This window comes from Ferrimonas sp. YFM, from assembly GCF_030296015.1.
Lineage (GTDB): Bacteria > Pseudomonadota > Gammaproteobacteria > Enterobacterales > Shewanellaceae > Ferrimonas.
The window spans coordinates 1,040,317-1,055,272 of the sequence record NZ_AP027368.1; the positions used below are offsets into that span (position 1 = coordinate 1,040,317).

Annotated in this window: 12 protein-coding genes; 3 read left to right on the forward strand and 9 right to left on the reverse strand. The window is 59.0% G+C overall.

The annotated features are described in order from the left end of the window. Positions 1-6: 6 nt before the first annotated feature. The 9 genes from QUE41_RS04850 to fixA all read right to left on the reverse strand — a co-directional run bounded on the left by QUE41_RS04850 (position 7) and on the right by fixA (position 10,348). Complete coding sequence (locus QUE41_RS04850; protein ID WP_286341800.1) at positions 7-360, reverse strand: PilZ domain-containing protein; 354 nt, start codon at positions 358-360, stop codon at positions 7-9. An 87-nt stretch (positions 361-447) separates the two neighbouring features. Next, a complete protein-coding gene (gene caiA / locus QUE41_RS04855) occupies positions 448-1,599 on the reverse strand; it encodes a crotonobetainyl-CoA dehydrogenase (protein ID WP_286341801.1) in 1,152 nt (383 codons plus the stop codon). Positions 1,600-1,821: 222 nt separating this feature from the next. After that, entirely contained in the window at positions 1,822-3,486 is a 1,665-nt protein-coding gene (gene ettA / locus QUE41_RS04860) for an energy-dependent translational throttle protein EttA (protein ID WP_286341802.1), read from the reverse strand. Between the two features lie 164 nt (positions 3,487-3,650). After that, the gene (locus tag QUE41_RS04865; protein WP_286341803.1) at positions 3,651-5,228 is read right to left on the reverse strand and encodes a BCCT family transporter; all 1,578 of its coding nucleotides are present in this window, start codon (positions 5,226-5,228) and stop codon (positions 3,651-3,653) included. A gap of 64 nt (positions 5,229-5,292) precedes the next feature. Beyond that, the gene (locus QUE41_RS04870; RefSeq protein ID WP_286341804.1) at positions 5,293-6,609 is read right to left on the reverse strand and encodes an MFS transporter; all 1,317 of its coding nucleotides are present in this window, start codon (positions 6,607-6,609) and stop codon (positions 5,293-5,295) included. A 359-nt stretch (positions 6,610-6,968) separates the two neighbouring features. Continuing rightward, positions 6,969-7,256, reverse strand: a complete 288-nt coding sequence (locus QUE41_RS04875; protein ID WP_028109869.1) for a ferredoxin family protein — start codon at positions 7,254-7,256, stop codon at positions 6,969-6,971. Then, the gene (locus tag QUE41_RS04880; RefSeq protein ID WP_286341805.1) at positions 7,253-8,545 is read right to left on the reverse strand and encodes an FAD-dependent oxidoreductase; all 1,293 of its coding nucleotides are present in this window, start codon (positions 8,543-8,545) and stop codon (positions 7,253-7,255) included. Before QUE41_RS04880 ends, QUE41_RS04875 begins: the two co-directional genes overlap by 4 nt. Positions 8,546-8,615: 70 nt before the next feature. Beyond that, a complete protein-coding gene (locus QUE41_RS04885) occupies positions 8,616-9,557 on the reverse strand; it encodes an FAD-binding protein (RefSeq protein ID WP_286341806.1) in 942 nt (313 codons plus the stop codon). A gap of 17 nt (positions 9,558-9,574) precedes the next feature. Beyond that, the gene (gene fixA / locus QUE41_RS04890; protein ID WP_286341807.1) at positions 9,575-10,348 is read right to left on the reverse strand and encodes a putative electron transfer flavoprotein FixA; all 774 of its coding nucleotides are present in this window, start codon (positions 10,346-10,348) and stop codon (positions 9,575-9,577) included. Between the two features lie 693 nt (positions 10,349-11,041). Between fixA and QUE41_RS04895 the strand changes: the two genes are divergently transcribed. From QUE41_RS04895 to caiA (QUE41_RS04905), 3 genes are all read left to right on the forward strand, one after another. Next, on the forward strand, positions 11,042-11,983 hold the full coding sequence (locus QUE41_RS04895; protein ID WP_286341808.1) for a hypothetical protein: 942 nt from the start codon (positions 11,042-11,044) through the stop codon (positions 11,981-11,983). Positions 11,984-12,179: 196 nt separating this feature from the next. Then, positions 12,180-13,715: an L-carnitine/gamma-butyrobetaine antiporter gene (gene caiT, locus QUE41_RS04900; protein WP_286341809.1), complete on the forward strand. Its 1,536-nt coding sequence runs from the start codon at positions 12,180-12,182 to the stop codon at positions 13,713-13,715. Between the two features lie 58 nt (positions 13,716-13,773). Further along, positions 13,774-14,910: a crotonobetainyl-CoA dehydrogenase gene (caiA, locus tag QUE41_RS04905; protein WP_286341810.1), complete on the forward strand. Its 1,137-nt coding sequence runs from the start codon at positions 13,774-13,776 to the stop codon at positions 14,908-14,910. Positions 14,911-14,956 lie beyond the last annotated feature (46 nt).

A 14,956-nucleotide genomic window follows, 5' to 3' on the forward strand; every position in this document is an offset into this window, starting at 1 on the left:
TCTGCGCTAGAGCTCTTGCCACAGCTCCTCCAGCTCTTTGTCGATGCTGGTGGGGCTGTGCAGTTCCACCAGGCGCCTAAGGTGAATCAGGCTCTCCACCTCGATGTTGTGCCACACCAGCCCCAGGGAGAGGCGGTTGACCCTCATCACTTCGGCACTCATCTCGATGCTGGCCTGCTCTCCCAGAGGGATATGAATGGTCAGGGTCTCCCCCGGAGTGACCGTCAACCCCTCGGGCCGGGCCAGCAGGATGCCGTGCAGGCTGAGATCCAGTACCTTGGTGGAGCACTGGTGTTCCCCCTGCCATAGCAGGGCGGGACCCATGAACTGTACCCGGGTAAAGTGTCTGCGTTCTTCCATCCGTTACTGCTCCAAACCTGTTTGATTTCAGTATAGTGCCGAACATCAGTCACCGACAGTGACCCAGGTGGCATTGTCGGTGCCCCCTTACTCTTCGGCGTACTCCGCCAGTACCGCCCGTCCCAGGGTGAGGCGCTGCATCTCCTCTGAGCCGCCGGAGACCCGGTCTACCCTCAGGTCGCGCCAGAAGCGGGCGATGCGATGCTCGCCGGTGATGGCGGAGCCGCCGAACACCTGCATCGCTTCATCCACCACCTCGAAGGCGGCCTTGGCGCAGTAGAGCTTGCACATGGCGGCGTCGCCGGAGGTCATCAGGCCATTGTCCGCCTTCCAGGCGGTCTGATAGAGCATGTTCTTCATGTTGTTCAGGTGGATCGCCATCTGGGCGAACTTGTCCTGAATCAGCTGGGTGCGGGCGATGGGCTGGCCAAACTGAACCCTGGAGTTGGCGTAGCGGGCGGCGTCTTCGAAGGCGCAATAGGCGCTGCCGTAGTTGGTGCAGGCGATGAGGAAGCGCTCCAGGTTGAACTCCTCCTTCACCCGTTCGAAGCCGTTGCCTTCGGTGCCGAACAGGTCGCTCTCATCCAGTTCCACATCGGTGAAGCTGACCTCGCAGCAGCTGTCCATCTTCAGGCCCAGCTTGGGCAGCTCGCTCACTTCGATGCCCGGCTTGGACATGTCGACGAAGAACTCGGAGAAGATGGGCACCACCGCATCGGCGTCCCTGGCCATCACCACCAGGTAGGGGCAACCGGCGGCGGAGGTGATGTAGCACTTGGTGCCGTTGAGGTAGATCTTGCCCTTCTTGCCTTTCTTGCGCTTGTAGGTGGATTGTAGGCTGCGCACATCGGAGCCGGCACCGGGTTCGGTGATGGCGGAGTTCCACATCTGCTGGCCTGTGCCGCGCAGGGCCAGGATCTTGTTGATCTGCTCCTCGCTGCCCTCTTTCAGCAGGGTGCCGTAACCGGCCAGCTGGTAGAGCACATAGGTCGGTGCGCCCAGACGCCCCAGCTCCTCCCAGATCACTGTCAGGGTCAGCATGCCGGCGTCGAAGCCATCGTACTCTTCCGGGAGCAGCAGGCTGTCGATGCCCATCTTCGCCAGTTCGTGGACGAAGCGTTCCGGGTAGACGCAGTCACTGTCACACTGGGCGAAATAGCTTTCCCAGTCCTCCCGCTCCATCAGGGCGCGTACGCTGCGGACAAATTGTTCCTGCTCGTGGGTCAATCGGTAGTTCATAGATCCTTCACCAAAATCGTGTCTTGCATCCGTTTCCGGGAGGCCGGGTTGTGCTCATCTTACCCAAGGGGCCTGGGAAAAGGTATGGCCTGTTCTGAGTAAGTAAAGCGTCCCATCTCGCCTGAAGCGGCAAGCTTAACACTGGCGAAGCGATGAAAAGTTGAGAGAGTTCAAGGTTGAAGGGGGGAGAAGGGCGCCCGGGAACCGGGCGCCGCAGTGGCATCAGTCGATGCGCTTGTACTTGATGCGGTGAGGTTCCAGGGCATCGGCGCCGTGGGTTTTCTTCATCCAGTCGCGGTATTCGCTGTAGTTGCCTTCGAAGAAGTTCACCTGGCCTTCGTCGCGGTAGTCCAGGATGTGGGTGGCGATGCGGTCCAGGAACCAGCGGTCGTGGGAGATCACCATGGCGCAGCCCGGGAACTCCAGCAGGGCGTTCTCCAGGGCACGCAGGGTCTCTACGTCCAGGTCGTTGGTGGGCTCATCGAGCAGCAGCATGTTGCCGCCGGCCTGCAGCAGCTTGGCCAGGTGCAGACGGCCACGCTCACCACCGGACAGTTCGCCAACACGCTTCTGCTGGTCGGTGCCCTTGAAGTTGAAGCGGGACACGTAGGCGCGGGATGGGATTTCGAAGTTGCCGATCTTCAGGATATCCTGACCGCCGGAGACTTCCTGGAACACAGTCTTGCTGTCGTCCATGTCGTCACGGAACTGATCCACGGACGCCAGCTTGACGGTGTCGCCCAGGTCGATGGTGCCGCTGTCCGGTTGCTCCTTGCCGGAGAGCATGCGGAACAGCGTGGACTTACCGGCACCGTTGGCACCGATGATGCCGACGATGGCCCCCTTGGGCACGGAGAAGGAGAGGTCGTTGATCAGCACCCGGCCGTCGTAGGACTTGGTCAGGTTGCTCACCTCCAGTACCTTGTCACCCAGGCGCTCGCCCGGCGGAATGAACAGCTCGTTGGTTTCGTTACGGCGCTGGTAGTCGGTGCTGCTCAGCTCCTCGAAGCGGGCCATACGCGCCTTGCTCTTGGCCTGACGACCTTTGGGGTTCTGGCGAACCCACTCCAGCTCTTTCTGGATCGACTTCATCCGGGCCTTCTCCTGGGCAGCTTCCTGCTCCAGACGGGCTTCCTTCTGCTCCAGCCAGGAGGAGTAGTTGCCCTCCCAGGGGATGCCCTCACCACGGTCCAGTTCCAGGATCCAGCCAGCGGCATTGTCCAGGAAGTAACGGTCGTGGGTAATGGCGACCACGGTACCTGGGTACTCTTCCAGGAAGCGCTCCAGCCAGGCCACGGACTCGGCGTCCAGGTGGTTGGTGGGTTCATCCAGCAGCAGCATGTCCGGCTTTTCCAGCAGCAGACGGGCCAGGGCCACACGGCGACGCTCACCACCGGAGAGTACCTTCACCTTGGCGTCCCACTCAGGCAGGCGCATGGCGTCGGCGGCGCGCTCCAGGGCGTTGTCCAGGGCGTGGCCATCTTTGGCGGCGATGATCGCTTCCAGCTCACCCTGCTCCTTGGCCAGGGCGTCGAAGTCGGCATTCTCATCGGCGTAGGCGGCGTACACCTCATCCAGGCGGGTCAGGGCACCTTTCACGTCGGCCACCGCTTCCTCAACCACTTCACGGACGGTTTTTTCCATGTCCATCTGCGGCTCCTGGGGCAGGTAGCCCACATTGATGCCAGGCATGGGACGGGCTTCACCTTCGAATTCGGTGTCTACGCCGGCCATGATGCGCAGCAGGGTGGACTTACCTGCGCCGTTCAGACCCAGAACACCAATTTTGGCGCCGGGGAAGAAGGAGAGGGAGATATCTTTCAGGATGTGGCGCTTAGGTGGTACCACCTTGCCAACCCTGAGCATGGAGTAGATAAACTGTGCCATGAGGTTTCCTGTATCAATTCAAGCTTTGCCAGCCCGGGCCCGGGCCGTCTCATCAATGGCCCCAGGGCCGGATAGGGGCGGCCGGCAGTATTGGGATGGCGCCTATGATACTGGCTGGGCTGCGGGAATCCAGTCATAAGCGCCACCAAGGGGGGAAACTGAGGCTAAAGGGCGGCTTTGTTCCTGCTGCCTCGCTGCCAGCCATGGGCCCTTAACTCGCGGATAAAGGAGAATATCCCCAGGGCGATGACCCCAAGGACCGGCAGACCGGAGACTATGGTGGCGGTTTGCAGCACCTCCAGGGGGCCGTCGAGCACCATGATCCCCAGGGGCAGCAGGCTCAGGACACAGGCCCAGAACAGGCGGTTCCAGCGCGCCGGTTCCTGCTCAGGGGTGAGCTTGGCGGTGGTGGTGGCCGACAGGGCATAGCTGACCGCATCATAGGTGGTGGCCAGGAAGATACAGCAGACGAAGGCAAATACTGCTTCAAACAGCTGATGGGCAGGCAGGAATTTGGCCACCATCATGATCACCTCGCCCCCTTTGTACTGCTGCACCAGGCTGGCCACATCCAACTGACCGGTCACCTGAAGGTGCAGGGTGAAGTTGCCGAAGATGATGTAGAAGGCGGCACAGCCGCAGGAGGCGGCCAGCAGGGTCACCAGTATGGTGGCCTTGACGGTACGCCCCCGGGAGATCTTGGCGATGAACATCGACATGAAGGGGGCAAAGGAGGCCCACCAGGCCCAGTAGAATACCGTCCAGCCCGTGGTCACGCCGCTGTCGCCTATGGGATCCATATTGGTGGACATGGAGATGAAGTTGGTCAGTACCCGCCCCAGGGTACTGATCCCCATCTCCAGGGTGAACACCGAGGGGCCGGCCAGCAGCACGAACGCCAGCAGCAGGATGGAGAGCACCACGTTGATGTCCGACATGGTCCTCAGCCCCTTCTTGATGCCGAAGAAGGCACTGCAGCCAAACACCGAGGTGACGAAGAACAGCACGGCGATCTCCAGGCGGGTGGTGTTGGCGATCCCCAGCAGGTCACTGACGGCGGCGGCGATCACCGGTGCGCCCAGGCCCAGGGAGGTGGCGGCACCGCCGATCAGGCCGATCATAAACAGGATGTCGATGGTCTTGCCCGCCAGGCCGTTGACCCGGTCACCGAGGATCGGCCGGCAACACTGGGAGATGTTCAGCACCGGGGTGCGTTTGACGTGAAAATGGTAGGCGATGGGCACCGCCAGGGTGGCGTACATGGCCCAGGCGATGGGCCCCCAGTGAAACATGGCGTAGGCGGCGGCCCACTCATTGGCGCCGGTGGTGACAGGGTCGGTGCCGTTGATCCCCAGATTGGAGAGGTGGGCCCAGTCCAGCATGCTGCCGTACATGATGCCGGAGCCAACCCCGGCACACACCAGCATCGCCACCCAGCTGTAATCCGAATATTCGGTGGTGTCTCCCAGGGTGCGATGGCCGTAGCGACCGAAGGCCAGCCACAGACACCATAGAAAAGAGCCGACGCCGGCGAGGATGTAGAGCCAGCCCAGCTCTTCGGTGATAAAGCGAAACAGCACGAAGATCTGCGCCTTGGCCGCATCCGGATGGAGCAGCATCGGCAGGGTGCCGAGCAATACCAGCAGGAAGGTGCCGAAGAACTTCAGGCCATCGATGTTGGCAAACAGGGGAAGCGGAGCCGTGGTATTCAGCTCCAGCTCATGACTTGAGGTTGCGCTCACAAGGGTTTCATCCATTCATATTGGGCGACTGAGCCCCGCCGCTGGCGGGGCCTGGTATATAGGATCAGCCGAACTTGGCCGAGCTGGCTTCGGCCAGGGCCATTCCGCGGGTCTCCGGGGCCATGGCGACGGAAATCAACAGTCCCAGCAGGGAGATGAGTGCCCCCATCATCATGGTGGCGGAGATGCCGTAGCTGGCCATAAACAGCGGCAGGGCGTAGGTGGAGACTATGGTGCCGATGCGGCTGAATGCCATCACCGCACCGACCGCCGAGGCGCGGATCTCTGTGGGAAACAGCTCATTGGGGTAGAGCCACTGCAGAATGCCCGGGCCGCCGGAGAAGAAGGCATACAGGCCAAAGGCGCTGACCACCAGGGCGATGCTCGGATTGGGGATCACCCCCAACACCGCCAGGGCCAGGGTCATGGCGGCAAAGCTGCCGATCAGCAGTGGACGGCGGCCGATGGAGTTGAGCCAGTAGATGGCCGGGATGCAGCCGGCAATAAAGAAGCCGCTGATGATGATGTTGCCCAGGGCGGCATCTTTCCCCTCATGCAGGCCAAGCATGCCGATGATCTGCGGGCCAAAGGTGTAGATGGCGAACATGGGGATGATCTGGCAGCTCCAGATGGTGCCGGTGAAGATCACCATCTTCAGGTTGCGCTTGCGGAACAGGTCTGCGTAGCTGGTTTTTTTCGGCGCCTCCTGCTCCAGGGTGACCCCCTTGCCGAAATAGGTCTCCATCACCTGGCGACACTCCTCCACCCGGCCTTTCTTCAGCAGCCAGCGAGGGGATTCGGGCAGGTGGAAGCGGCCCAGCAGGATCACCAGGCAGGGGATGACGCCGCTGCCGAGCATCCAGCGCCAACCATCCTCCATGTCGTAGAGCAGGTAGCCGACGGCGTTGGCGGCGGTGGCGCCGACGTACCACATCAGGGCGATGAACCCCATGGTCAGGGCGCGCTGCTTGGTGGGGGAGAACTCCGCCACCATGGAGGTGGCGATGGGGTAGTCGGCGCCGATCACCACGCCGATCAAAAAGCGCATGATCACCAGCTCCATGGGTGAGGAGACAAACATGGTGCCCACGGACAGCAGGGCGATGGCGATGATGTCAATCAGGAACATCAGCCGGCGGCCGAACAGGTCGGCGATGTAGCCAAACAGGGCGGTACCGACAAACAGACCCACCAGGGTGGAGGCGCCCACCAGGCCGATCCAGTTGGAGTCCAGCTGCATGCTGGGGATCAGTTGTTCCAGGGCAATGCCGATGATCACCAGGACATAGCCATCCAGGAAGGGACCGCCGCTGCCCCAGAGCATGATCTTCTTATGCAGTGGAGAAAACTCCATATCATCGAAACTTGTTTCAGCTTTCATCATTAGCCTCTATTTTTCTGCATAGAAAGATCGCGCTGTGAAATATCCCTTAATGTTGCTGTTTGTTTTTCACCCCCGAGGAGCGACCACTCTCCTGCGGGTGGGCCTGTCCCTGCCCAGATCTGGCCGGCGAGTGTATCAGTTCTCAGCCCCGAGTTTTGTGTCGTGGCTAACAGCGGCCGGTACGAAAAAATCTCTCTATGTCTTCGTTATTTTTTAAGTCGTGAGTGTTTTTGGTTTGTTCGTTTTAAATTCATTCAATATCAGCTGGTTGCGCATGGTTTCTGGCTGTTTTGCTGGCGGCGCCTCCAACTGCAACGACAAAGAGGCAATATACTTATTGCCTCTTTTTATCTCCGCTAACCGTAGCGATATTCGATGCCGAAGGTCCCTCTGGGGTACTCCCACTTTTCCAAAATGGTGTCGCCACAGAGGAATTTGCAGGTGCCACACTCCAGGCATCCGGCGGAGTCGAACTTGACGCTGCCATCCTCCATCAGTTTGTAGAGTCCGGCAGGGCAGGCGTTGACCAGTTTTTTCACTTCTGCCAGGTCCGGGTTCTCCTTGAGGACGATGTGGGGGTGCCCCTCATCCACATGGAACTTGTTGACCCCGAGTTTGACGTCGACGTTTACGCTGTTGCTCATAGTGCGGTGACTCCTTTAATGCCATCCTTCAGCAGGTTGAGGTAACCCACCTCTTTGCAGTGCTTCATCAGGGTCTTGCGGATGGGTTGGGACGGAGTGCCGTCGACGGTGAACATCTCCTGCATCAGGTCGGCCACCATCTTGGGGTACTGGTTGAAGATGCGCGGGTTCTCCATAAAGGCCGGCAGCTTCTGATACAGCTTGAGATCCTTCATCACAAAGCTCTCTTCCAGCATCCTCTGGTAGCTGGCGAGGCCGTTGGCGGAGAAGTCGTTGCTCTCTTTCGCGGTCAGCACGGCCCGGGCGGCGGCTTCGCCGGAGGCGATGGCCAGGTCCATGCCGCGGACGGTGTAGCCCACATTGAGGCACAGGCCGGCGGCATCGCCGGTGATCAGCACGCCGTCGTCCACCAGCTTGGGCACCATGTGGATGCCCGCCTCGGGGACCACGTGACCGGAGTACTCGATCATCTTGCCACCCTCGATCAGGGGCTTGACCGCCGGATGGTTTTTGAAGTCCTCCAGCATCTGGGGCACGGTCTTGTCGGTGTCACCGATGTGGTGCAGGCCGGCGACGATCCCCAGGGAAACGGTGCTCTTATTGGTGTAGAGGAAACCGCCGCCCATCAGGCCGTTGGAGGGGGAACCGGCAAACAGCCAGGCGGCCCCTTCGTCACCACTCAGGTTAAAGCGATCGCGGATCTGCTCTTCGGACAGCTCGATCAGTTCCTTGGCACCCACCGCCATGGCGCTGGCCTGAACCTTGGGCTGGACCATCCCCAGCTGTTCACCCAGCACAGGGTTAACCCCTTCCGCCAGGATGACGCACTTGGCCAGGAGCTCGTCGCCGTCGGCTTCGACCCCCACCACCTTGCCGTCGCGGGTCAGCACCTTGTCGACCCGGATGCCGGTAATAAACTGGGCTCCGACCTCTTCCGCTTTGCCGGCCAGCCATTGGTCAAACTCACCGCGCAGAACGGTGTAGGACTCTTCCACCGCCTGCTGGTCCTGGCCATTGTGGTAGTCCAGGGTGACGGCGCTGTCGTCGGTCATAAAGGAGACCTTCTCCTTGGTGACCCGGCGTTCGATGGGGGCTTCTTCGGCAAAGCCGGGAATCACCCGCTCCAGGCTGTGGCCGTAGAGCCGGCCCCCGGTCATGTTCTTGCTGCCCGGGTAGTTGCCCCGTTCAATCACGAGTACGTCGGCGCCGCCCTGTGCCAGGACATAGGCGGCGACGCTGCCCGCCAGGCCTGCGCCGACGATAATGGTGTCAAATGCTTCTTCTGACATAGTCTTGTTTCTCTGTCGCTGGATGCCGGGTCCCGCTTCCTCCTGAAACGGGACCGCTGGCGGAGAGCTATTAGCCCTTGAGAGCCTCTACCAGAGCGGGGATCACCTTGGTGGTGTCACCCACCAGGCCGTAATCGGCGTACTGGAAGATGGGGGCGTTCTTGTCCTTGTTGATGGCGATGATGGTCTGGGCACCGTTGACGCCGACCATGTGCTGGATCTGACCGGAGATGCCCACCGCCAGGTAGAGGTCCGGCTTGAGCATCACCCCGGAGACGCCGATGTAGCGCTCGCGCTCCATCCACTTCTCGGTTTCCGCAATGGGGCGGCTGCAGCCCATCTCGGCGCCCAGCAGACCAGCGAGAGTCTCGGCTTGCTTGAGGTTGTCCTGGGAAACGATGCCGCTGCCCACGCCGACAACACGCTTGGCACGGGACAGATCCACACCTTCACCCTCTTTTGCGCGACGCTCGATGCACTTGATGGCAATCTTGGGCTCGACGAAGGGCAGGGTCTGCACTTCACCCTGGGCTGCGCCTTCGGTGGCAGGCTCAAAGGTGCCGGAGGCCAGGGTGACCACGGCGATCTGCGAGGTGAGCTTCTCCTCACCCAGGGCCAGTCCACCGTAGACCATGTGCTTGGCAACCACGGCGTCGGCGTCGCAGCGGATCTCGCTGGCATCGTTGAATACGGCGCCGTTGAGGCGGTTACCCAGCTTGGCGGCCAGCGCCTTGCAGCGGCGGGTGGCGGCCATCAGTACCAGGCTGCGGTCGCTGGTCTCACCGAGGATCGCCACCAGGGTATCGGCGTAGTCCTCGACGATGCGCTCGGCTGGCTTCTCACCCAGGTGGAACACCTTGTGGGCACCCAGGGCCAGGGCCTGGTCAACCTGTTGCTGGGGACCCAGCACCAGGGCACAGACCTGCTCACCCAACTGGGCAGCGCCGGCAATCAGTTCAGGCAGACGGGAGGGGCTGTCACTGAAAACCCATACATTGTGCAGTTTGCTCATTCTTCTCTTCTCCGAAATCAGTTGGCGGCTTTGCGCAGGTGGTCAGCGAATTCGGCGATCTGGTCATCACCGTCACCCTCAATCAGGATGCGTTTGCGCTCCTGCTGCTCTGGGGCTTTCACTGTCAGCAGCTCGGCCAGGGCGGGTACCTCGATGGGACCGAGGTCTGCCTGACGGAGAATGGTGCTGGGTTTCTTCGCCGCACCCAGGATCGCCTTCATGGAGGGAATCTGAGGCTCGTTGATGTCGGCGGAGACGGAGATCACCGCAGGCAGGGGAATGGCCAGTACCTCGACTTCGTCATCCAGCTCGCGCTCTACGGTCAGGACGCCGGCTTCGGCACCGACGATCTTGCTGACGCCGTTGATGTTGGGCAGTTGCAGTTGCTCACCCAGCAGCAGGCCGACCTGTTGGGCGTAAAGGTCGCCGGAGCCGTCACCACAGATGATGAGGTCAAAATCGCTCTTCTGTGCTGCGGTGGCCAACACTCGGGCGGTCTGATGGGGCAGGGCCTGTTCGAAGCTGTCGTCCACCGCCAGGGTCAGTGCGTCCGGGCCGCGGGACAGGATGTCTTTTTTGGCCTTGGGGGCTTCCAGTGCCTTGCCGCCCATGCTCAGTGCGGTGATGTGGCCTTCACCCATTTGAGCCTTGAGCTGGACAGCCGCTTCGACGGCACTCAAATCAAATTGGCTGATCTTCATCGCTGCTTTGGCGGTGTCTATGGCACCGTCTGACTGCACGTTGATGTCTTGTTCCTCGGGAACCAGTTTGTAACACGCAAGAATGTTCATCGTCTCTCCAGTGTTGCTGTTGCGTTGCCGGGTAAGTGACAAAGGGAAGGGGAACACTTTTTCACTTACCACAGGGCAAACTGTGGGGTTGATAACGTACAAACCGGTTTTATTTGCTCAGTTTTAACTGGGTAACAAATGTCGTTCACGACCCTTTTTAAATTCTTAGTCGTGCCTATTGTTATTGCTGCTTACCTTCAAGAAAGGAAACGTTTTCCAGTAAAAAGATTCGCGCTGAGCAATTTCATTTCCTTGGTTTGTTTTCTGGCTTTTATTAATACAACTCGAAATATTCTCAGGGCAATTGAAACCGTCCTTGTGGCGACCTAAATGTTATCTTGGTCACAAAAAAATGCGATTCGCACTTTTTTGGGTGTTCAAAAAAGCCACAAAACAAAGTTTCACTCGGAAAAAGTGTGATTACCATCAAATAAATGCCGCTTTGGGCCTGATCTTGGAGAGTGAATTGTGACGAGGGGCGGTTTTTTCCCCGAAATCAATATGCATAATGCGAACAACCTAAAATGGAGGTCGATGTAAATGAATAAAAAAATATTAGCTTTACCACTGGCTCTATTTCTTGTGAGCAATACCGCAAGTGCCGTTGAAGTGGGTGGGAATGTCCGTGTTAACTATGCTTGGAAGGATTTCAGTGAGTCCTCCAAAGCCACCTCGGGCGACTTTGATTTCAATATGTTTGCCATCAAGCTGTCTGAGGACTGGGATGATTACGGTGTGGCGGCGGAGTACCGTTTCACCGACTCCTACGACTACCTCAAGTATGCCTACGCCTACTGGAATGCCAGCGACGATCTGACCTTTAAACTGGGCGTGGTTGAGAAGGCATTTGGTAACAAGAACTTCGCTTCTCACAACTGGTGGTACAGCTTGAACTACTACCTGGGATTCGAAGATGACTGGGGCGTGGGTGCCAACCTGTCCTATAAAAAAGGTCCTTGGGAAACAGAGTTTTCCTTCCACCAAGGGGCCACTTATGGTGCCAGTGATTACCGTCATTACGCCGGTACCGTAAGCTCCGGCACCATCGGGGACAACACCTACAACAACGAAGAGCGCAACACCTTCGATCTGCGTCAGTCCTATCGCCTGGATGGGGAAAACTACCAGCTGCTGCTGGGTGCCTCTCTGGAATATGGCCAGCTGTACAACGCCGTTGAAAACGAGTCTGGCGATACCTTCACCTGGGCCGCTCACGGTGATCTGTCCATGGGCGAGTGGGGCCTGCAACTGCAATATCTGGATTACAGCTTCGACCAATATGACGATGGCGAAGTGGACACCAATAAGATTGGTATTGGCGCAGTAACTGGTTTCTATGAAGTGGCCAGCGAAGGCAAAATTCTTACCGCCAACGTTTCCAAGAAATTCCCTATGAGCTGGGGAACCATCACTCTGTATAACGACTACAGCGTACTTCAGCCCGATGAGGCCGGTTTTGATGATTCTATTCTGAACTCCACTGGTTTCTCTGTTGCCTATAAGCAGTTCTTTGTTTATGTCGATTACTACAATGCCAAGAACGTTCTGTGGCTGGGCGGAAACAGCCTGGGTCTGGAGCAAGCTTCTGGCGACTGGAACGGCCGATTCAACATTAATATGCAGTACTACTTCTAATAAGCCTCTGGCTAAATTAGAAACGACTTAATATTGCCTCGCTAGGGGCACGTAAAAAACAACTCACTCCATTAGGACGATATATATAAATATCGGCCCGGGCATGACTTTGCCTAAAAACAGAGTGGGAATAAATACAAATCACAACTTGTCGATGGGCTTAATTAAGAACGTCGACAGATATGGAGATTTTAGGATGACCGGTGTACAAGCATTAAAAGGCGTACTCCCGAAAAAAGTGGGGATCGAGAAGACCGTATTCTTCCCCTCACTGCTGATCGTGATCCTGCTGTCCTACCTGACCGTCAGGGACCTGGATGCAGCCAATCAGGCGATCAATGCGGTATTCCATTACCTGACCCACAGCTGGGGCTGGGCCTTCGAGTGGTACATGATCGCCCTGGCCGTCGGCTGGGCCTGGCTGGTGTGGGGCCCCTACGCCAACAACCGCCTGGGCCAGGAGGAGCCTGAGTTCAGTACCGGAAGCTGGATCTTCCTGATGTTCGCGTCCTGTACCTCTGCTGCGGTTCTCTACTGGGGTTCTCTGGAAGCGTACTACTACCTGACCTACCCACCGTTCGAGCTTGAGTCCATGTCGGTCCAGGCAAAAGAGCTGGGCGTGGCCTACAGCCTGTTCCACTGGGGCCCACTGCCCTGGATGGGCTATGGTTTCTTCACCGTGGCACTGGGTTACTTCCTGTTCGTGAAGAAGATGGACGTGGTTCGCCCCAGTGGCACCCTGGAGCCTGTACTGGGCAAGCATCATAAGGGCCTCGCCGGTACCATCATCGACAACATCTATGTGGTTGCCCTGATTCTGGCCATGGGCACCAGCCTGGGCCTGGCCACACCTCTGGTGACCGAGTGCATCCAGTGGCTGTTCGGCATTCCCCGCACCATCGAAGTGGATACTTTCGTTATCTCCGTGTGGATCATCTTCAACGCCGTGTGTGTGGCCTTTGGCCTGACCAAGGGCATTAAGATCGCCAGTGACCTGCGCAGCTACCTGAGCATCATCATGCTGGTGTGGGTGTTCCTCATCGGCGCCACCAGTTTCACCGTGAACTACTTCACCGAGTCCGTGGGCGTGATGATCAGCTACCTGCCCCGCATGCTGTTCTACACCAGCTCCATCAGTGAAGGCAGCTGGCCTCAGGACTGGACCGTATTCTACTGGGCCTGGTGGGTGGTGTACGGCATCCAGATGTGCATCTTCCTGGCCAAGATCTCCCGCGGCCGTACCGTGCGTCAGCTGTGCCTGACCATGGTGGGTGGCCTGACCGCCTCTACCTGGTTCCTGTGGACCATCCTGGGCTCCAACACCGTCAACCTGATGCACGAAAGCATCATCAACATGGGTGCGCTGATTCAGGAGCATGGTGCGCCAAGAGCCATCATCGAGACCTGGGCGGCCCTGCCCATGAGCACCATCACCATGTGGGGCTTCTTCATTCTCTGCTTCCTGGCCACGGTAACCCTGATCAACGCCTGTTCCTACACCCTGGCCATGTCCACCTGTAAGGGTGTGGACGCCGACAACGAGCCACCGGTGTGGATTCGCGTGGGCTGGTCCGTGCTGGTGGGTGTTATCGGCATCGTGTTGCTCTCCCTGGGCGGCCTCAAGCCACTTCAGACCGCCATCATCGCCGGCGGTGCGCCCCTGGTGATCGTCAACATCCTGGTGATCATGTCCTTCCTCAAGGACGCCAAGCGCAATAAGTGGGCGGATTAGATTCCATTTGGTGACGACCTACGTCCCCTGAAAGCAAGTAAACAGAAGGTATTGAAATATGGACTACAGATTGACCGACGAGCAGGAACTGTTTGTCAAAGGCGTACGTGACCTGATGGAGCGCGAAAACTGGGAAGCCTACTTCGCTGAGTGCGATGAGACCAGCACCTACCCCGAGCGTTTCGTTAAGGAGCTGGCGGAGATGGGCATCGACAGCCTGCTGCTGCCGGAAGAGCACGACGGCTTCGACGCCGGCCTGACCACCCTGGCGGTGATCTGGGAAGAGCTGGGTCGCCTGGGTGCCCCCACCTATGTGCTGTACCAGCTGGCGGGCTTCACCACAGTGCTGCGTGAAGGCACCGACGAGCAGATCGACAAGATCATGTCCCTGCGCGGTACCGGCAAGCAGATGTGGAACTCCGCCATCACCGAGCCCGGCGCCGGCTCCGATGTGGGCAGCCTGACCACCAACTACCTGCGTAAGGATGGCAAGATCTACCTCAACGGCAGCAAGTGCTTCATCACCTCTGCCGCAGGTTGCCCCTTCCTGGTGGTGATGGCCCGTGACGCGTCCTCCGAGACTCCGGTGTTCTCCGAGTTCTTCGTAGACATGACCAAGGCCGGCATCAAGCTGAGCAAGCTGCCTAAGCTGGGCCTGAAGATGGACAGCTGCTGCGAAGTGACCTTCACCGACGTCGAGCTGGAGGAGAAGGATTTCTTCGGTGCCGAAGGCAACGGCTTCAACCGGGTGAAGGAGGAGTTCGACATGGAGCGCTTCCTGGTGGCCTGCACCAACTACGGCACCGCTTACTGCGCCTTCGAGGACGCGGCCAAGTACGCCAACCAGCGGGTTCAGTTCGGTCAGGCCATCGGCCGTACCCAGCTGATCCAGGAGAAGTTCGCTCACATGGCCATCCGCCTGAGCAACATGAAGAACATGATCTACCACGTGGCCTGGAAGGCGGACAACGGCATGATGACCTCCGGCGATGCCGCCATGTGCAAGTTCTACTGTGCCAACGCGGCCTTCGAGGTGGTGGACTCCGCCATGCAGGTGCTGGGCGGTTACGCCATCGCCGGCGAACATCGCATCAGCCGCTTCTGGCGAGACCTGCGGGTTGACCGCGTCTCTGGCGGTTCCGATGAGATGCAGATCCTGACCCTGGGTCGAGCAGTACTGAAAGAGTACCGCTAAGCAAGGAGCCCGGGGGAGAGATTCCCCCGGGCAGCCGCCACCGGCG